Source organism: Devosia sp. Root436 (genome assembly GCF_001426345.1).
In the GTDB taxonomy this organism is placed as follows: Bacteria; Pseudomonadota; Alphaproteobacteria; order Rhizobiales; family Devosiaceae; genus Devosia.
This window is the reverse complement of record NZ_LMEM01000012.1, coordinates 93332-111352: the sequence shown is the minus strand read 5'-3', so window position 1 is coordinate 111352 and position 18021 is coordinate 93332. Positions and strand designations below refer to the sequence as shown.

The 18021-nt window shown below is 63.8% G+C and carries 14 protein-coding genes and 2 tRNA genes; 7 read left to right on the top strand and 9 right to left on the bottom strand.

What is annotated here, in order from left to right; genetic code table 11:
- Window positions 1-20 precede the first annotated feature (20 nt).
- Together ASD04_RS13510 and ASD04_RS13505 are read left to right on the top strand one after the other, a co-directional pair.
- Complete coding sequence (locus tag ASD04_RS13510; RefSeq protein WP_056257855.1) at window positions 21-1226, top strand: lytic murein transglycosylase; 1206 nt, start codon at window positions 21-23, stop codon at window positions 1224-1226.
- 52 nt (window positions 1227-1278) lie between these two features.
- Window positions 1279-2430, top strand: a complete 1152-nt coding sequence (locus ASD04_RS13505; protein ID WP_056257852.1) for a DUF459 domain-containing protein — start codon at window positions 1279-1281, stop codon at window positions 2428-2430.
- Window positions 2431-2478: 48 nt separating this feature from the next.
- Here the strand turns inward: ASD04_RS13505 and hpt are convergent, their stop codons facing one another.
- The 5 genes from hpt to ASD04_RS13480 all read right to left on the bottom strand — a co-directional run bounded on the left by hpt (window position 2479) and on the right by ASD04_RS13480 (window position 11216).
- Window positions 2479-3018, bottom strand: coding sequence for a hypoxanthine phosphoribosyltransferase (gene hpt, locus ASD04_RS13500; RefSeq protein WP_056257850.1), 540 nt, complete (start codon window positions 3016-3018; stop codon window positions 2479-2481).
- Between the two features lie 260 nt (window positions 3019-3278).
- A complete protein-coding gene (locus ASD04_RS13495) occupies window positions 3279-4706 on the bottom strand; it encodes a glutamate synthase subunit beta (RefSeq protein ID WP_056257847.1) in 1428 nt (475 codons plus the stop codon).
- 13 nt (window positions 4707-4719) lie between these two features.
- Entirely contained in the window at window positions 4720-9465 is a 4746-nt protein-coding gene (gltB, locus tag ASD04_RS13490) for a glutamate synthase large subunit (RefSeq protein WP_056257844.1), read from the bottom strand.
- A gap of 650 nt (window positions 9466-10115) precedes the next feature.
- Window positions 10116-10589, bottom strand: coding sequence for a DNA starvation/stationary phase protection protein Dps (gene dps / locus ASD04_RS13485; protein ID WP_056257843.1), 474 nt, complete (start codon window positions 10587-10589; stop codon window positions 10116-10118).
- A gap of 168 nt (window positions 10590-10757) precedes the next feature.
- Entirely contained in the window at window positions 10758-11216 is a 459-nt protein-coding gene (locus ASD04_RS13480; protein ID WP_056257840.1) for an Hsp20 family protein, read from the bottom strand.
- Between the two features lie 506 nt (window positions 11217-11722).
- Between ASD04_RS13480 and ASD04_RS13475 the strand changes: the two genes are divergently transcribed.
- Window positions 11723-12697, top strand: coding sequence for an alpha/beta hydrolase (locus ASD04_RS13475; protein ID WP_056257837.1), 975 nt, complete (start codon window positions 11723-11725; stop codon window positions 12695-12697).
- Window positions 12698-12867: 170 nt separating this feature from the next.
- On the opposite strand, the gene hisN is transcribed toward ASD04_RS13475, so the two are convergent.
- Together hisN and ASD04_RS13465 are read right to left on the bottom strand one after the other, a co-directional pair.
- A complete protein-coding gene (gene hisN, locus ASD04_RS13470; protein ID WP_056257833.1) occupies window positions 12868-13656 on the bottom strand; it encodes a histidinol-phosphatase in 789 nt (262 codons plus the stop codon).
- A 108-nt stretch (window positions 13657-13764) separates the two neighbouring features.
- Window positions 13765-14661, bottom strand: a complete 897-nt coding sequence (locus ASD04_RS13465) for an N-formylglutamate amidohydrolase (protein WP_244488317.1) — start codon at window positions 14659-14661, stop codon at window positions 13765-13767.
- A gap of 202 nt (window positions 14662-14863) precedes the next feature.
- Here ASD04_RS13465 and ASD04_RS13460 point away from each other — a divergent pair, with 202 nt between their 5' ends.
- From ASD04_RS13460 to ASD04_RS13450, 3 genes are all read left to right on the top strand, one after another.
- Window positions 14864-15223 (top strand): response regulator, encoded by a 360-nt coding sequence (locus ASD04_RS13460; RefSeq protein WP_046105558.1) that lies wholly within the window; start codon window positions 14864-14866, stop codon window positions 15221-15223.
- Between the two features lie 280 nt (window positions 15224-15503).
- Window positions 15504-15578, top strand: a tRNA-Val gene (locus tag ASD04_RS13455).
- 29 nt (window positions 15579-15607) lie between these two features.
- Window positions 15608-15682 (top strand) — tRNA-Val (locus tag ASD04_RS13450).
- Window positions 15683-15840: 158 nt separating this feature from the next.
- On the opposite strand, the gene ASD04_RS13445 is transcribed toward ASD04_RS13450, so the two are convergent.
- Together ASD04_RS13445 and ASD04_RS13440 are read right to left on the bottom strand one after the other, a co-directional pair.
- Entirely contained in the window at window positions 15841-16626 is a 786-nt protein-coding gene (locus ASD04_RS13445) for a metallophosphoesterase (RefSeq protein WP_056257828.1), read from the bottom strand.
- Between the two features lie 80 nt (window positions 16627-16706).
- Window positions 16707-17321, bottom strand: coding sequence for a pyridoxamine 5'-phosphate oxidase family protein (locus ASD04_RS13440; protein ID WP_056258453.1), 615 nt, complete (start codon window positions 17319-17321; stop codon window positions 16707-16709).
- 110 nt (window positions 17322-17431) lie between these two features.
- Between ASD04_RS13440 and msrB the strand changes: the two genes are divergently transcribed.
- The gene (msrB, locus tag ASD04_RS13435; RefSeq protein ID WP_056257822.1) at window positions 17432-17836 is read left to right on the top strand and encodes a peptide-methionine (R)-S-oxide reductase MsrB; all 405 of its coding nucleotides are present in this window, start codon (window positions 17432-17434) and stop codon (window positions 17834-17836) included.
- The last annotated feature ends 185 nt before the right edge of the window (window positions 17837-18021 follow it).

The window sequence follows — 18021 nt, the reverse complement described above, 5'->3', positions numbered from 1 at the left end:
TTGGACCAGAGGAGGACGATATGCACATCTTGGCCTTGCTACTCGTCTGCCTGCTCACCACTTCCGCCGTTGCCCAACCCGTCGAGAGCTTCGACAGTTTCATTGCCAGTTTCCGCGCCAAGGCGCTGGCTGCTGGGGTGAGCGGCGCCGTCTATGACGCGGCCATGGGCGGGCTGACGCCCGACCCGCGCGTGCCGGAGCTGGTAACCAGCCAGCCCGAATTCACCACGCCGGTCTGGGACTATATCGAGGGCCGCGTGACGGCGGGGCGGATTGCGCGCGGCAAGGCGGCGATTGCCCGCAATTCGGCGCTGTTCACGTCGGTCGGCCAGGCCTATGGGGTCGATCCCTTCATCCTCGGCGCCATCTGGGGGATGGAGACCGACTATGGCGCCGTATTGGACAATGAGCGGCTGATCGGCCCTGTCGTGCGGGCGCTGGCAACGCTGGTGCATCAGCGGCGCACGCGCCTGGCCGAGGACGAGGGCGACCTGATCGCGGCGCTGCTGCTGGTGCAGCGCGGCCCGCTCGATGCGCAATCGCTGGTGGGCTCGTGGGCGGGCGCCATCGGGCATTTACAGGTCAATCCATCCAATGTCGTGGCGCATGGCACCGATGGGGATGGCGATGGCAGGGTGGACCTGCACCATTCGCTGGCCGACGCCCTGGCCACCAGCGCGCGCTTCCTGCGGGCGCTCGGCTATCAGCCGGGCGTGGACTGGGGCATGGAAGTGGTGGTGCCTGATGGCTTCGACTATCTGCTGGCGACGCGAACCCAATTGCGACCGGTGTCATTCTTTGCCGAGCGCGGAATCGTGCGGGTGGCGGGACGGCAATTCGCCGATCCGAACCTGCCGGTCTTTCTTTATGTGCCGGCTGGCAAGGACGGTCCTAAATTCCTGATGACGCAGAATTATCTGGTGCTCAAGGGGTACAATTTCTCGGACAGCTACGCCATGAGCGTGGCGCATATGGCCGATCGCCTCAAGGGTGGCGGTGCCTTCGTCGACGACTGGCCGCGCGGTGCCGCGCTTCCCAATCTGGCGCAGCGGCAGGCGATCCAGCAGGCGCTGTCGCAGTTGGGACTCTATGACGGCATCGTGGACGGGCGGCTGGGGCCGATCAGCCAGGAGGCCTATGCGCGGTTCCAGGCGGACCAGGGGCAGGTGGCGGATGGCTTCATCACTCGAGCGTCCTATGAGGCGCTGGAGGCCGCGACGCGGTAACATGATGGGGACGTCGATGGTGTTGCCGCGCCGGTTTTGCTAGAGGAAAGGCATGATCCGCCTGGTTGTCGCATTGCTGGTCGGCATGCTCGTCTTCATCGACGTGGCGCCCGCCTTTGCCCAGAGTTCCGAAACCATTGTCGTGGCGCAGCAGCAGAAGCGGCGGACGCTGTTCGACCTGCTGTTCGGGGAGCCCGAGCCGGCGCCAGCGCCGGTGCAGCAGGCCCCGCGCCAGGCCGCTCCGGCCGCCGCCCTGCCACCGCCCAAGCCGCAGGTGGAAAAGGCGCCCGATGCCACGCGGCTGGCGGTATTCGGGGATTCCCTCGCCATCGATCTCAGCCGGGCGCTGGAACGGTTCTATGCCGAAGACCCCAACTTGGTGGTGATCAACCAGGGTGTCAGTTCCTCGGGCTTCGTGCGGTTCGACTATTTCGACTGGGATGCGGCGATATCAGAGCAGATTGCCGCCGACAGTTTCGATCTTGCCGTGGTGATGATCGGCATCAACGACCGGCAGGAAATCACTGTGCCTGGCGGTAGCTACGAACCGCTGACCGACGAATGGAATGCGGCCTACCAGGCGCGCATCACCAGTTTTCTCGGCAAGCTGCGGGCCGCCCGCAAGCCGGTGATCTGGCTCGGCCTGCCGCCCATGTCCAAGAGCGAATATTCGGCGGCAATCAGCCAGATCAGCAATATCCAGCGGCTGGCGAGCTTTTCGGGCGGGGCGGAATTCCTTGATATCTATGAACGTTTTCTTGGCGAAGACGGCAAGTATTCCTCGCATGGCCCCGATGTGAATGGGCAGAATGCCCGCATGCGCAAGGATGACGGCATCCATTTTTCCTCGGCGGGTGCCGACAAGCTGGCCTTCTATCTCAGCCAGACGATCCGGGCCTTCTATCGCGGGGGCGGCGTCACCATCGCGGTGGCCGATCCGCTGCTGGGCACCGATGCGGCGGTGATGCTGCGGCCGCCCTATCAGGGGCTGGGCGCGGCGCGGCTGCTGGAGGTGGCGGGCGCGGTGATCCCGATCAGCCGGGTGCCGGCGCGGGCAGCGGAACTGGTGACCGCGGCGAGCGCTCCGCTGGCGCAGCCCTTCACGCTCGAACAACTGGTGACGGCGCCGGTGGGGCGGGTCGATGCGTTTGGTGTCGGCACGGACCCCACGGACGGTTCCGTGGAGAATGACGGCGGGCGGTGAGCAGTATGCCGGAGGTTTTGCGGGCGGGGATAAGTTTTAGAAAAACGTTCAGCCGGTAAAGCGGACGGCGCCGATATGGGGGAGGTTGCGGTTGCGCTGGGCGTAGTCGATGCCGTAGCCGACGACGAATTTATCGGGGATATCGAAGCCGACCCAGCGGGCGGTGACGTCGGTCTCGCGGCGGCTGGGCTTGTTGAGCAGGGCGCAGACTTCCATGCGGCGGGGATGGCGGGTCTCGAGGATTTCGAGGACGTGCTTGAGCGTATAGCCGGTATCGACAATGTCTTCCACGACCAGCACGTCGCGACCGGCGATCTCGCCGCGCAAATCCTTGAGAATTCTCACTTCCCGGCTGGATTCGGTGGAATTGCCATAGGAGGACGCTTCCATGAAATCGACTTCCACGGGCAGGTCGAGCTCGCGCACCAGGTCGGCGATGAAGATGAAGGAACCGCGCAACAGGCCGACCACGACGAGCTTGTCGGTATCGGCATAGTGAGAGGATATCTCCTTGGCGAGGGCCTCGACGCGGGCGGCGATGGCCTTGGCCGAGATGAGTTCATCGACGGTGTAGGGCTTCTGGGTCATGCGCGATTCCGGGTAGCAGGTGGCGCGAATTGGTTAGCAGACTGTTGGCATCGACGGTAGCGGCAGGTGAAGAGAACCGACCGCGCAGTCATCTCCCTCCCCTTGCGGGGAGGGATCAAGGGTGGGGGGTGTTTGGCCCAAATATCGTGGCTTCCGCACCCCCACCCAGCGCCGCTAGGCGCCAAAGCGCCAAGCTGTGCTGCCCTCCCCGCAAGGGGGAGGGTGGGTCCGGTGGCTAGCCGGTCATCTGTTAACGCAAATCAGCGCGGCAAATCCGTCTTGCCCATGAGATCGAAGTCGATGGAGCGAGCGGCCTGGCGGCCTTCGCGGATGGCCCAGACGACGAGGGACTGACCGCGGCGCATGTCGCCGGCGGCATAGACCTTAGGGACCGTGGTCTTGTAGCTCATGGTGTCGGCGAAGAGATTGCCGCGCTTGTCGAACTGGGCGCCCAGCTCGGTCAGCATGCCTTCATGCACCGGGCTGGCGAAGCCGATGGCCAGCAGCACCAGGTCAGCCTTGATGATGAATTCGGTGCCGGGAATGGGCTGGCGCTTGCGATCGACGCGGGCGCATTCGACGCCGGTGACCTCGCCCCTGGTATTGCCAACGATCTTCATCGTGCCGGCGGCGAATTCGCGGATGGCGCCTTCGGCCTGGGACGAGGAAGTGCGCATCTTGACCGCCCAGTTGGGCCAGTTGGTCAGCTTGTTTTCGAGCTCGGGCGGCATGGGGCGCACGTCGAGCTGGGTGACGGCGATGGCGCCCTGGCGGAAGCTGGTGCCAACGCAGTCGGACGCGGTATCGCCGCCGCCGACCACAACGACATGCTTGCCCGCCGCGGTGAGCTGGACTTCGGCGGACACGTCCTCGCCGCCCAGGCGCCGGTTCTGCTGCACGAGGAAGGGCATGGCGAAGTGGACGCCGTTGAGGTCGGTGCCCTCGCTATCGACATCGCGCGGCTTTTCCGAACCGCCGCAGAGCAGCACGGCATCGTGGCGGCCCGTCAGGTCGGAGAGCGGGCGGGTGATGCCGATATTTTCGTTGTAGTGGAAGGTGACGCCTTCGGCTTCCATCTGGGTGACGCGGAAGTCGATATGCTGCTTTTCCATCTTGAAGTCGGGGATGCCATAGCGCATCAGGCCGCCGGCCTTGGGCTCGCGCTCATAGACATGCACGTCGTGGCCGGCGCGGGCGAGCTGCTGGGCGGCAGCCATGCCGGCCGGGCCGGAGCCGACAATGGCGACGGACTTGCCGGTCTTGCTCGCTGATATCTGCGGCTTGATCCAGCCATTGCGGATGGCGCGGTCGGCAATGGCCTGTTCCACCGTCTTGATGGCGACCGGAATGTCTTCCAGGTTCAGCGTGCAGGCTTCCTCGCAGGGCGCGGGGCAGATGCGGCCGGTGAATTCGGGGAAGTTGTTGGTGGTGTGGAGGTTGCGCGCAGCCTCCTCCCAATCGCCCTTGTAGACGAGGTCGTTCCAGTCCGGGATCTGGTTGTTGACCGGGCAGCCGGTATCGCCGTGGCAGAAGGGCACGCCGCAATCCATGCAGCGCGCCGCCTGATCGACGATGCGGCCTTCCGACATGGGAATGGTGAATTCGCCAAAATGCCGGATGCGGTCGGAAGCCGGTTCATACCTGGGCTCTTCGCGCTCGATCTCGAGAAAGCCTGTTACCTTACCCATTTTCGCTCTCTCCTTACTCTGCCGCCACGCCCATTGCGCCACTCGCCCGCTTCTTTTCCATCTCCTTGATGGCGCGGCGGTATTCCACCGGCATCACCTTGACGAATTTCGGGCGCATCTCGACCCAGTGGTCGAGAATGAATTTGGCGCGGTCCGAGCCGGTATAGTGCAGGTGGTTGGAGATGAGCTGGTGCAGGCGCTCGTCGTCATGCTTGGTCATGTCGCCCGATATATCGACGCGGCCATGCCATTCGAGGTCTCCGCCATGGTGGTGTAGCTTCTGCATCAGCGCTTCTTCCTCGGACACCGGCTCCAGCTCGACCATGGCGAGGTTGCAGCGCTCGCGGAAGGTCTCGTCTTCGTCGAGGACATAGGCGACGCCGCCACTCATGCCGGCAGCGAAGTTGCGGCCGGTCTGGCCGATGACGACGACGACACCGCCGGTCATATATTCGCAGCCGTGATCGCCGGTGCCTTCGACAACGGCGATGGCGCCGGAATTGCGCACGGCGAAGCGTTCGCCGGCTATGCCGCGGAAGTAGCACTCGCCTGCAATGGCGCCATAGAGCACGGTGTTGCCGACAATGATGGACCTGGAAGGCTCGAAGGCGGCCTTGTCGGACGGGCGTACGACGATGCGGCCGCCGGAGAGACCCTTGCCGACATAGTCGTTGGCGTCGCCCACCATGTCGATGGAGATGCCGCGGGCGAGGAAGGCGCCGAAGCTCTGGCCGGCGGTGCCGGTCAGCTTGATCGAGATGGTGTCGTCGGGGAGGCCTTCATGACCGTACTTGCGGGCAAGTGCGCCCGACAGCATGGCGCCGGCCGAGCGGTCGCGGCTGCGGATGGGCAGCTCGATCTGCACGGCTTCACCGCGGGCCAGAGCCGGCTCGGCCAGCTCGACCAGCTTGCGGTCGAGCACGGCTTCGAGGTGATGGTTCTGGAACTCGGAGTGATAGAGCGTGTCGCCGCCGATGGGCTCGGGCTTGTAGATCAGCTTGCTGAAATCGACGCCCTGGCTCTTCCAGTATTCGACCACCTTCTTCTGGTCGAGCAGGTCCGAGCGGCCGATGAGGTCGCGCATCGTGCGGGCACCCATTGACGCCATCAGGCCACGCAGCTCTTCGGCGATGAAGAAGAAGTAGTTGATGACGTGCTCGGGCGTGCCCTTGAAGCGCTTGCGCAAAACCGGGTCCTGGGTGGCGACGCCAACCGGGCAGGTATTGAGGTGGCACTTGCGCATCATGATGCAGCCGGCCGCGATCAAAGGCGCGGTGGAGAAGCCGAATTCGTCGGCGCCGAGCAGGGCGCCGATGAGCACGTCGCGGCCGGTCTTGAGACCGCCATCGACCTGCAGCACGACGCGCGAACGCAGGCGGTTCAGCACCAGTGTCTGGTGGGTTTCGGCGAGGCCGATTTCCCAGGGGCCGCCGGCATGCTTGAGCGAGGTCAGGGGCGAAGCGCCGGTGCCGCCATCATAGCCGGAGACGGTGATGTGGTCGGCGCGCGCCTTGGCGACGCCGGCAGCGACCGTGCCGACGCCGACTTCGGACACCAGCTTGACCGAGATATCGGCCTGCTCATTGACGTTCTTTAGATCGTAGATGAGCTGGGCGAGGTCTTCGATGGAATAGATGTCGTGATGCGGCGGCGGGCTGATGAGGCCGACGCCGGGGGTGGAATGGCGCGTCTTGGCGACGATCCAGTCGACCTTGTGGCCGGGCAACTGACCGCCTTCGCCGGGCTTGGCGCCCTGCGCGACCTTGATCTGGAGGGCGTCGGCATTGACCAGGTATTCGGTGGTGACGCCGAAGCGGCCGGACGCGATCTGCTTGATGGCCGAACGCAACGGGTTCTGCGAGCCATCGGGCAGGGGCTTGTAGCGATCGGGCTCCTCGCCGCCTTCGCCGGTATTGGACTTGCCGCCAATGCGGTTCATCGCCTGGGCCAGGGTGGTGTGGGCTTCGCGCGAGATGGAGCCGAAGGACATGGCGCCGGTGACGAAACGCTTGACGATGTCCACGGCGGGCTCGACCTCATCGAGCGGCACGGCTTCGCCGAGCGGCTTGATGTCGAAGAGGTTGCGGATGGCCAGGTAGCCGTTTTCGCCCGAATTCACGCGGGCGGCGAAGCTGTCATAGCGCTCCTGCGCCGTTTCGGGGCTTTCGTCCTTCGTCCGGACGGCGTGTTGCAGATCGGAGACCACGTCGGGGCTCCAGGCATGCTTTTCGCCGCGGATGCGGTACATATATTCGCCGCCTACATCGAGCGCCTTGCGCAGCACGGCGTCGTCGCCGAAGGCGTCGCGGTGGCGGCGCACGGTTTCCTCGGCGACCTCGGCCAGGCCGACGCCCTCGATGGTGGTGGCAGTGCCGAAGAAGAAGCGCTTGACGAAATCGGTCTTGAGGCCGACGGCGTCGAAAATCTGGGCGCCACAATAGGACTGGTAGGTGGAGATGCCCATCTTGGACATGACCTTAAGCAGGCCCTTGCCCACCGACTTGATATAGCGGTGCACGACTTCGGCGGCATCCACCTCGTCGGGGAATTCGCCCTCGGCATGGAGCGCGGAGAGCACCTCGAAGGCCAGATAGGGGTTGATGGCTTCGGCGCCATAACCGGCCAGCATGGCGAAATGGTGCATTTCGCGGGCTTCGCCGGTTTCCACGACGAGGCCTGTCGAGGTGCGCAACCCCTTGCGGATCAAGTGGTGGTGCACCGCGGCGAGCGCCAGCAGAGTCGGGATATCGAGCCGGTCGGCGGCAATGCGCCGGTCGCTCAGGATGATGATGTTGTATTCGCCCCGGACGGCGGCCTCGGCCTCCTGGCAGATGGCATCGATAGCCGCTTCCATGCCCACCGCGCCCATATCGGCGGGATAGGTGATGTCGATGGTCTTGGTCTTGAACTGGTTGGTATCCATGCCACCGATAGCGCGGATCTTTTCGAGATCCTCGTTGGTGAGAATGGGCTGACGCACTTCGAGACGCTTTTCGCGGCTGACGCCTTCAAGGTCGAAGATGTTGGGGCGCGGGCCGATGAAGCTGACGAGGCTCATCACCGATTCCTCGCGGATCGGGTCGATGGGCGGATTGGTGACCTGGGCGAAGTTCTGCTTGAAATAGGTGTAAAGGAGCTTGGACTTCTGGCTCAGGGCGGAAATGGGCGTGTCGGTGCCCATGGAGCCGACGGCTTCCTGGCCTGTCGTGGCCATGGGCGTCATCAGCAGCTTGATGTCTTCCTGGGTGTAGCCGAAGGCCTGCAGGCGATCGAGCAGGGACTCGGTGGTCTGGGGGGCCTTGGGCGGCACGGCGGGCAGGTCTTCCAGCACGATCTGGCTGCGGGCGAGCCATTCGGCATAGGGGTTCTTCGTGGCCAGCGTCCGCTTGATCTCGTCATCGGAGATGATGCGACCCTCTTCGAGGTCGATCAGCAGCATGCGGCCTGGCTGCAGGCGCCAGCGCTCGACGATGTCTTCGTCGGGAATGTCGAGCACGCCGGATTCGGAGGCGAGGACGACATGACCTTCCTTGGTCACGAGGTAGCGCGCGGGGCGCAGGCCGTTGCGGTCGAGGGTAGCGACGACGTAGCGGCCGTCGCTGAGCGACATGGCGGCGGGGCCGTCCCATGGCTCCATCAGGGCGGCGTGATATTCGTAGAAGGCGCGGCGCGTCTCATCCATCAGCGGATTGCCGGCCCAGGCTTCGGGGATCAGCATCATGGCCGCGTGCGGCAGCGAATAGCCGCCGCGCACGAGGAATTCGAGCGCGTTGTCGAAGCAGGCGGTATCGGACTGGCCTTCGTAGGAGATCGGCCAGATCTTGGTAATGTCATCGCCGAAGAGGGGCGAGGAGACCGAGGCCTGGCGGGCGGCCATCCAGTTGACGTTGCCACGGATGGTGTTGATTTCACCATTATGGGTGGTCATGCGGTAGGGGTGGGCCAGCTTCCAGGAGGGGAAGGTGTTGGTGGAAAAGCGCTGATGGACCAAGGCGATGGCGCTCTCGAACGCCTCGTCGCCGAGATCGGGATAGAAGGGGCCGAGCTGGTAGGCCAGGAACATGCCCTTATAGACGATGGTGCGGGCCGACATGGAGACGACATAGAAGCCGTTGTCGCTGTTGCTCTCGGGCACCTTGGCATAGACGGTGTTTGAGATGACCTTGCGCACGATGAGCAGCTTGCGCTCGAATTCGTCGAGGGTCAGGCCATCGGGGCGGGCGATGACCATCTGCTCGATGACCGGTTGGGTCTCGATGACGCCGGCGCTGAGCCTCGAATTGTCGGTCGGCACGACGCGCTCGCCGAGCAGCGCCAGGCCTTCGGCGGCGAGGCAGCCATGCACCACTTCGGCCACGCGATCGCGCAGGCCCGATGTGTTGGGATAGAACAGCATGGCTACGGCGTAGTGATGCTTTTCGGGCAGAGCAAAGGGCAGCACCTTCTTGAAGAAGGCATGCGGGGTCTGCACCAGGATGCCGGCGCCGTCGCCCATCAGCGGGTCGGCGCCCACGGCGCCGCGGTGTTCGAGATTCTCGAGGATTTCGAGACCCTTCTCGACCACTTCGTGGCTGGGCTTGTTCTTGATGTTGGCGATCATGCCGATGCCGCAGGCATCGTGTTCGTTGGCCGGGTCATAGAGACCCTGGGCCCCGGGGCGGCCTGACGGAGCGACGCGGCGACCGTTCTCAATCAAGGTTTTGCTGTTGGCGGTCTTCGTCGTGACGGGAGTTGGAGATCCGTTCCGCGCGTGTGCCATGGCTTTTCCTCGTTTCGTTGGTCGCGCCCGCTGCCGGGCTCTGTCGCTATGTCGTGTGCATCCTGATGGTGCCGGTCGCCCGGCGGGCTGGATGCGTTCCGTCCTCTGTGGGCGCGTTGCTTATGCGGGTCGTACTACAACGGTACGACTCGAAAGAGCAAACGTGTCCATGCGTGGGGAGTGGCGCTGCATCCAAATGGCCACTCAATTCGGGCTGGTCTTCGTCTCTCGCCTGATGCCGGCCTACAAGTTCGGGTTCGCTCAGCTTCCGGTGCTCACGTACTTAATGTACGCTTCGCTCCAGACCTCGCAACCCTGCCTTTCGGCTCGGCCTGAAGCGAAATACTTCCGACCATCTTCAACCCCGCCTATCCGTTTCCGCTCATCTAAAGCGGGCCAGCCGGACCAGCGTGCATGCTTGCCGCGGAGAGCGGGGCAATGCGTCAGATAGGACAGGTGTACTGCCCTAACGCCTGCACATTTGCATAATTCAAAACTGGGGGCAAGCGGATTTGCCATGCTTCCGTCACAGAAAGTAGGAAATTTCCAACTTTCTGATAGGAAACAGTAGGATTTGCGGCGTGACGCGGCGAAAATCGAGCATCCCGGCCCAAGATATGTCGGGCCGGGATGGGAAAGCTGCCGATTTCCTATTCGAGATGGGACTTGATGAACCAGAGGTCCTTGTCGAGTTCGCGCGAGAAGGCGGTGAGGATGTCGGCGGCATCGGCATCGCCGGCTTCGTCGGTGGCGTCGATATCCTCGCGGACCTGGTTGGCCAGGGTGGCGTAGCGATCGGCCAGGGCGGAGAGATGATCGGATACCTTGCGGATATCGGTGGGATAGGGCGCCAATGCAGTGGCCTTGGCGACGATCTGGCTGGTGCCCAGGGCGATGCCGTCGAGCTGGGCGATGCGCTCGGCGATGATATCGACATGGGTATCGATGGCGGCGCGCATGGGATCGAGCATTTCATGGACGGCGATGAAATTGGGCCCCTTGAGGTTCCAATGCGCCTGCTTGGTGATGAGGGCCAGATCGATGGCATCGGCGAGGCGGGCGTTCAGGATGTCGATGACGGCGGATTTGGCATTGGCCTTGAGGGCGATGGCGGGTGTTTTCATGGATGGAGTCCCTTGGACGCTGGTGGTTTGGGGACTCAACTTGCTGGGGCGGTGGAGGTTCCGCGATGGGGATGTGAGTGGGCTGTTTGCTGGGAGGGGGTATCCGGACAAATAAAAAGGCGCAGCCCTTGCGGACTGCGCCTTTATCGTCACCGGGAGGTGTCGGGCTTAGTTAACCGACTTATCCTCGATGGTCGGCTGGGTGCCGGCATTGATCTGGATGGAGCGCGGCTTCTTGCTTTCGGGCAGTTCGCGCTTCAGTTGCAGGTGCAGCAGGCCGTTTTCCAGGCTGGCGCCGTTCACCTCGACATAGTCGGCAAGCTGGAAGCGCAGCTCGAAGGCGCGCTCGGCAATGCCGCGATGGAGGAATTCACGGGCCTTGTCGGCAGTCTCGGCCGGCTTGGCGCCCTTGACGACCAGGCTGTTTTCCTTGGTCTCGATGGCAATGTCGCCATTGGCAAAGCCGGCGACGGCGATCGAGATGCGATAGGCGTCATCACCGGTGCGCTCGATATTGTAGGGAGGGTAGGTCTTGGTTTCCTGCCCGACCAGGGTATCGAGACGGTTGAAGACGCGGTCAAAGCCGACGGTGGAGCGATAGAAGGGGGAAAAATCGATGGTCTGCATGGTCACATTCTCCTGTGAGCAACGTGGATGTCCCGGTGGTCTCGTTCAGCGCTCCCTGCGTTAGGCGAGCGATGAGTTTCCGAGGTCGGGGTTCCCGGTAATGCCGGCGAACGATCGAAATATGGGGGCAGGTTTTTTCGGGTTCAAGGGGTGCCGCGGTGGGCGAGAAAATGAACCGAATATGAACGGATGAGTCCGGTCGAGTTCAGGGTGGCGGCGCTAGAACGGGGCATGTGCTGAGGGAAACCCCTGCACGAACCCAACGCGGTCCATCACCCGCCCCCCGCATGGGCCGCAACAGGAAGCCGGTATCTCCAACAGAGATGCCGGTTTTCCTTTTCTGCATCGATCTTCGCAGCCGCCGACCTGCAAATGGCTGGCTCTTGCGCTTCCGGTGCACACGTACTCATGTACGCTGCGCTCCGGTTCTCAGAGCCAGCCATTTTCGACTCGGCGGGCCCGCGAATCTCGATACAGAAATAGTGCCTACCTCACAAAGGGCCGCCATGAACGCCGTTGTCGATCCGCATGGACCTGATCTCGTCAATATCCCATCCAATCCCATGCCCGAGGGTGGACGGGCGGGCTTTTTCAGGACGTCGGACAATGTGCAACTGCGCTATGCGACCTGGCCCAAATCGGATGGGGCGCATCGGGGGACGATCTGCCTCGTGCAGGGGCGCACCGAATTCATCGAGAAATATTTCGAGACCATCGCCGATTTCCGGCGGCGCGGCTTTGCCGTCGCCACGTTCGACTGGCGCGGGCAGGGTGGGTCGGACCGGCTGATCGGCAATGGCGCGCTCGGCTATGTCGACAGATTCGAGGATTACTGGACCGACCTGCGCAGCTTCCACGGCGAAATCCTGCTGCCGGACTGCCCGCCGCCCTATTACCTGGTGGGCCACTCCATGGGCGGGCTGGCTTCGCTGTTTGCGGGCATCAATGACCGGATGATGTTCGACCGGATATTCCTGTCGGCGCCGATGCTGGCGCTGGACAAGCAGCCGCTCAGCATGGCCGGCATGGCGCGCATATGCGAGGCACTCAGCTTTTTGGGGCTGGGGCAGGTGCCTGTCGGACGCAAGGCGGACAAGCCTATGTCGGAGGCGACTTTTGCCAATAACCCGCTGACCGGCGACATGATCCGCTATATGCGGGCGGTCGATGTCATCAAGGCGCGGCCGGAGCTGGGAATCGGGGTGCCGACCGTGCGCTGGGCGGCGTCGGCCTTTGGTGCCATGGCCGAGGCGGGGCGGGACAGTTTTCCCGCCCGCATCCGGGTGCCGCTGCTGATGCTGGCGGCGGCGCGGGACGAGGTGGTTTCGGCGCCGGCTATCGAGCAGTTGGGTCTGCGCCTGCGCACCGGACGGCACGTGGTGATCGCCGGGGCGCGGCATGAGTTGTTCATGGAAAGCGACACGATCCGCGGGCAGGTGTTTGCGGCGTTCGATGCGTTTATTACGGAACAGAGCGAGTAGGCGATCGTGCAGTCGTCCACCCTTCCCTTGCGGGGAGGGATCAAGGGTGGGGGTGAGAGCCGGGATATCGTGGCCTACGCACCCCCACCCAGCTCCGCTACAGCCCGTTGGGCCTAGCTTCGCTACCCTCCCCGCAAGGGGGAGGGAGCCCGACTGAGAGACTTGTGGCGCTAGCTCGCATTCACCAGCGCCAGTGCTTTTTCCAACAGTTCGGGTGTTGCGGCGGCTATGACATTGCCGCCGGCGGTGGGTTCGCTGCCGTCCCAGCAGGCTATGGCGCCGCCGGCTTCGCGGATGATGGGGACGAGGGCGGCGATGTCATAGGTATTGAGACGCGGCTCGATGACCAGGTCGGCGTGGCCGGCGGCGAGCAGTGCGTAGCCGTAGCAATCCATGCCGAAGCGCTGCAGGCGGGTGGCGGATTCGACGGAATGCCACTTGCTGGCCAGCTCGGGCGTGTCGAACAGAGCGGGGGTGGTGGTGAAGACGCGGGACGGCGCCAGCTCGGTCTGGCCGCTGCTGCGGATGGGCGTGGTGATGTCACCGTGGCGGTAGGTGGCGCGGCCGGGCACGGCGAGGAAGGTTTCTCCGATGAAGGGCTGGCTCATGATGCCCGCAATGGCGACGCCATCATGGGCGAAGCCGATCAGCGTGCCCCAGACGGGCGCGCCGGAAATGAAGGCGCGGGTGCCGTCGACGGGGTCGATGATCCAGGTATAGGGGCTCTCGCCGGAACTGCCCCATTCCTCGCCGATAATGGCGTGATCGGGGAAGTGCCGGGCGATGACGGCGCGAATGGCGGTTTCGGCGCCGCGATCGGCCTCGGTCACCGGGTCGAAGCCGACGGTGTATTTGTTGTCGATGGCCAATGGGGTGCGGAACAGCGGCAGGGTGCGCGTGGCGGCGGCCTCGGCGGCCTCAAGGAGGGTGGCTTCGACTTTGGCGAGATCGAGGGTCATGGGCGGGTCCGGGGGCGCTGTCTCGGTTCGAAGGGCCGTTCACGACGCCATCGGGTTCGGTGGGTGGGAATGACGCGGTGGGTGGGAGTGACTTCGTGCAGCCCGACGCTACTCCGCCGCTTCCTTGTCGATCACCGGCTGGCTGCCGACCAATGACACCAGGTCCAGGCCGATCAGGGCGAAGATCAGGCGTTCGACCAGGCTGCGGATGGCGTCGAAATCGGCATTTTTGGCCAGGGTCACCTCGTTCATATAGAGGTGGCGGCTGATTTCGATCTGCAAGGCATGCACGCCATGCTGGGGGCGGCCATAGGTGCGGGTGGCAAAGCCGCCGGCATAGGGGCGGTTGCGGGCGACCTTGAGGCCGGCGCTGGCGAAAATGGTTTCGGCCAGGTCGACCAGGCCGGGCGCGCAGGTGGTGCCATAGCGGTCGCCCAGCACGATATCGGGCGCGGCCTTGTCATTGGAGCGGGTGATGCGCGGCATGGAGTGGCAATCGATCAGCAAGGCGACGCCGAAGGCGGCAATGGCTTCGCTCAGCAGCTTCTGCAGGGCCGCGTGATAGGGATGGTAGATGCCGTCGATACGCATGCGGGCGTCATCGAGCGTCAGCCGGTCACGATAGATGGGCTTGTTCTCGGCCACGACGCGGGCCAGCGTGCCCAGCCCGGCGGCAACACGGGGCGAGGTGGTGTTGAAGCGCTCGGACAGGGGCTCGACGAACATGGTGGGATCGAGTTCCCACGGCTCGCGGTTGACGTCGAGATAGGCGCGGGGGAAATGCGCCCGCAGCATGGGGGCGCCCAGATGGGGCGCGCGGGCGAAGAGCTCATCGACCCAGGCATCCTCGGACTGGCGGATCGACAGATGATCGAGCCGGGTCATGGCGAGGAAGCGCTCGGGATAGACGCGGCCCGAATGGGGGGAATTGAACACCAAAGGTGTGACCAGCCGGCGTGGCCGGATGGTTTCGAATGCAGGCTGATCCCAATAGTCGGACCGCACGATGCCTCCCCGAAGGGCGCCTTTGCCGGCGCAGAGTGATTTGCCTGTCAGTGTCGCGCTTTGCGCCCGGCTTGTCCAGATTGCCGCAGGATTGGAAAACGGAAATCACGGGCAGAGGAGATTTTGCCCTGCAGGCAAACTTCGCTTAAACATCGTTCGCTATAGTCCGACTCAGACAGAGCCAAACCGGCTGGAGACCCCGATGAAGCGAATTCTGCTCGCGGAAGACGATAACGACATGCGCCAGTTCCTGACGCGTGCGCTCAAGAATGCGGGCTACGAGGTCGTGTCGTTCGACAACGGGCTTTCGGCCTATGAACGGCTGCGCGAGGAACCGTTCTCGCTGCTGCTCAGCGATATCGTGATGCCGGAAATGGACGGGATCGAGCTGGCGCGGCGCGCCACCGAACTCGACCCCGACCTCAAGGTGATGTTCATCACCGGCTTTGCCGCGGTGGCGCTGAACCCCGACAGCGACGCGCCCAAGGATGCCTCGGTGCTGAGCAAGCCGTTTCATCTCAAGGATCTGGTGAACGAGGTCGAGCGGTTGCTGGCGGCGTGAGCGCTACCGCTTCACCTTGCGCGGTGTCATCCCGGGCTTGACCCGGGATCCATCCTGAGATGCGTGAATGAATGTGGCGGTCCAGCGATCCACCTTGCGGCGGCGGGGATATCTCGGGATGGATCCCGGCCTGCGCCGGGATGACATCGTGGGTGGTGAACCATCTGGTTTCCATTCGGTCGCCGAAGTTCAATCAATCTGCCCACTTGACCCCTTCGGGGTTTTTATGGTCTATCCGCGCCACTGGAACGGCCTTGCGGCCGGGCCATCCCGGAGAGATGGGCGTATAGCTCAGCGGGAGAGCACCTCGTTGACATCGAGGGGGTCACAAGTTCGATCCTTGTTACGCCCACCATCTCTCTAAAGACTTTCGCCAATGGCGACGGGAGTATAGCTCAGCGGGAGAGCATTCGCTTCACACGCGAAGGGTCACAAGTTCAATCCTTGTTACTCCCACCATTTGCCCATCTTTCGGGCCATGCCGGCCTGCAAACACCCATTTCCTCCGCTTCCGGTGCTCACGTGCCGAACGCACGCTGCGCGCCGGTTCTCGGCAACGGGCGTTTTCGCCTCGCCTTGACCGGCTCGAAGGCAAATGGTGCCCCCAACGGGCTTTGTTAGTCTTCGAGAAAAATCTCATCATTGCCGTCGATGTAGTCGTCGAAGAGGACGGTGGTGCTGTCGGCGTCGGCGATGATGAAGGCCATCTGGCCGGGGCCGGCGAGGCGGCGCATGGGGATGTGGGGCTGGTCGACGCTGCAGGAATAATGATTGCCCGACAGGGTGGTGAAGCTCAGGCCGCGCCAGGTGGCGGTGGAGGTCAGATGAACATGTCCGGCGATGACCTGGCGGATATCGGGATGGGTCTTGAGCGCCTGGATGAAGGCCTCCGGATCGAGGATGGCGATATTGTCCGATTCGATATGAAGGGCATTGGCATTGTGATGGAGGATGACGATGACGGGCCGGTCGGCAGCCTCGGCCAGCCGGGCCTTGAGCCAGGCTATCTGGGCTTGGGTCAGCACGCCATCGACGCGGCCAGGCTCGGAAGAGTCGAGCAGGATGATGCGGTAGCCCTTGATGTCGATGATCTTGTCGATCTTGCCGGTCTCGGCGACGAAATGGTCGCCGAAGACGGAGAGGAATGACGGGCGGTGGTCGTGATTGCCCAGGGTGATATGCACCGGGATGGGCAGGCGGGCGATGATGGCCTTGAGGCGCCGATAGGCGGCCGGTTGGCCCAGATCGGCGAGATCACCGGCCAGGACGCAGAAATCGGCATCGCCATAGCGGGCAATCACCGCATCGACCGCCTGTTCCAGCCGGGCCCCGGTATCGAGCGTCATCGACAGCTCGCCTTGCGGCATGACATGCAGGTCGCTCATGACCACGAATTTCAGCATCGTTCCCCGCCCATGGACTGATCAGTGCTGCTGGTAACGGTAGAGCATGGCAGGCCGATGACGCCACCGGCTTCAGCGGCTTACCACATGGTCTGCCGGGCGCGTTCCGGCCAGGCTTGGTCATAGGCTTCGCCGCCAACCTGGTTGTCCGTCATGGCGGCGAGGATTTCGCCGGGTGTGGGGAGAGATTTGGGGTCAATGTGGCGGGCCGGGTTCCAGAGTTCGGAGCGGACGATGGCGCGGGCGCACTGGAAATAGAGCTCGTCGATTCTCATGACGATGACCGAGCGGGGCGCCTTGCCCTCGACGGCGAAGCTCGCCAGCAGGTCGGGATCGACGCTGAGATGGGCGCGCCCGTGGGCGCGGAAGGTGGTGCCGCTGCCGGGCAGCAGGAACAGAAAGGCGCAGCGCGGGTCGCGCACGATGTTGCGCAGGGAATCGATGCGGTTATTGCCGCGGCGATCCGGCATCATCAGGGTGTGGTCATCGTGGACGCGGACGAAGCCGGGCTGGTCGCCGCGCGGCGAGCAGTCGATACCCTCGGGGCCGACCGTGGCGAGGGCGGCGAAGGGGCTCGCTTCAATGAGGCGCCGATAGTGCGGCGTCATGGCATGGGCGACCTTGGTGGTCGAGGCGGCGGCGGGGGCGGGTGTATAGAGCGCTTCGAGCTGTTCGAGAGAGCTGACAATGGACATGGCGGGCCTTTGGCATACGATCAGCACGAATTGATGCAACGCGCGGTATGGGCGGGACGTAACCAATCCTATATCCGATGCGAATGACAGGGCGACAAAAGGAGTAACCGATGGACAGCCATGCCTTCAAGGTGACCCATACCGATGCCGAGTGGCGCGCCAGGCTCACGCCGGAACAATATGAGGTGATGCGCAATCACGGCACCGAGCGGCCCGGTTCCTGTGCGCTGCTGCATGAGCACCGGCAGGGCACGTTTTCCTGCGCCGGCTGCGATACGCCGCTGTTCCGGTCGACGCTGAAATTTGAAAGCGGCACCGGCTGGCCGAGCTTCAACGATCCGCTGCCGGGCTCGGTGGAGACGACTACCGACAAGAGCCACGGCATGGTGCGGACGGAGGTGCATTGCGCCACCTGCGGCAGCCATCTGGGGCATGTGTTCCCCGATGGCCCGCCGCCGACGGGGTTGCGCTACTGCATCAATGGCGTGGCGCTGAATTTTTCACCTGCTGAGTAGAGAAAGGCCCCGGAGCGATCCGGGGCCTTTTTGTTGGGACGGAGAGGGTCAGGCGGTGGCCTTCTCCCCTTGAGGGAGAAGGTGCCCGAAGGGCGGATGCGGGGTTGCTTCCGCCAACATCGAAGCATGGGAGGGCGCAGTACCCCTCACCCGGTTTTCTGCTGGACGCAGAAAACCACCCTCTC

Coding starts and splice junctions, on each gene's coding strand:
- msrB (WP_056257822.1), top strand. CDS start 17,432: ATGGACAGCCATGCCTTCAAGGTGACCCATACCGATGCCGAGTGGCGC.
- ASD04_RS13460 (WP_046105558.1), top strand. CDS start 14,864: ATGAAGCGAATTCTGCTCGCGGAAGACGATAACGACATGCGCCAGTTC.
- hpt (WP_056257850.1), bottom strand. CDS start 3,018: ATGACCCAGAAGCCCTACACCGTCGATGAACTCATCTCGGCCAAGGCC.
- hisN (WP_056257833.1), bottom strand. CDS start 13,656: ATGACCCTCGATCTCGCCAAAGTCGAAGCCACCCTCCTTGAGGCCGCC.
- dps (WP_056257843.1), bottom strand. CDS start 10,589: ATGAAAACACCCGCCATCGCCCTCAAGGCCAATGCCAAATCCGCCGTC.
- ASD04_RS13510 (WP_056257855.1), top strand. CDS start 21: ATGCACATCTTGGCCTTGCTACTCGTCTGCCTGCTCACCACTTCCGCC.
- ASD04_RS13480 (WP_056257840.1), bottom strand. CDS start 11,216: ATGCAGACCATCGATTTTTCCCCCTTCTATCGCTCCACCGTCGGCTTT.
- gltB (WP_056257844.1), bottom strand. CDS start 9,465: ATGGCACACGCGCGGAACGGATCTCCAACTCCCGTCACGACGAAGACC.
- ASD04_RS13495 (WP_056257847.1), bottom strand. CDS start 4,706: ATGGGTAAGGTAACAGGCTTTCTCGAGATCGAGCGCGAAGAGCCCAGG.
- ASD04_RS13440 (WP_056258453.1), bottom strand. CDS start 17,321: ATGTCCATTGTCAGCTCTCTCGAACAGCTCGAAGCGCTCTATACACCC.
- ASD04_RS13505 (WP_056257852.1), top strand. CDS start 1,279: ATGATCCGCCTGGTTGTCGCATTGCTGGTCGGCATGCTCGTCTTCATC.
- ASD04_RS13475 (WP_056257837.1), top strand. CDS start 11,723: ATGAACGCCGTTGTCGATCCGCATGGACCTGATCTCGTCAATATCCCA.
- ASD04_RS13445 (WP_056257828.1), bottom strand. CDS start 16,626: ATGCTGAAATTCGTGGTCATGAGCGACCTGCATGTCATGCCGCAAGGC.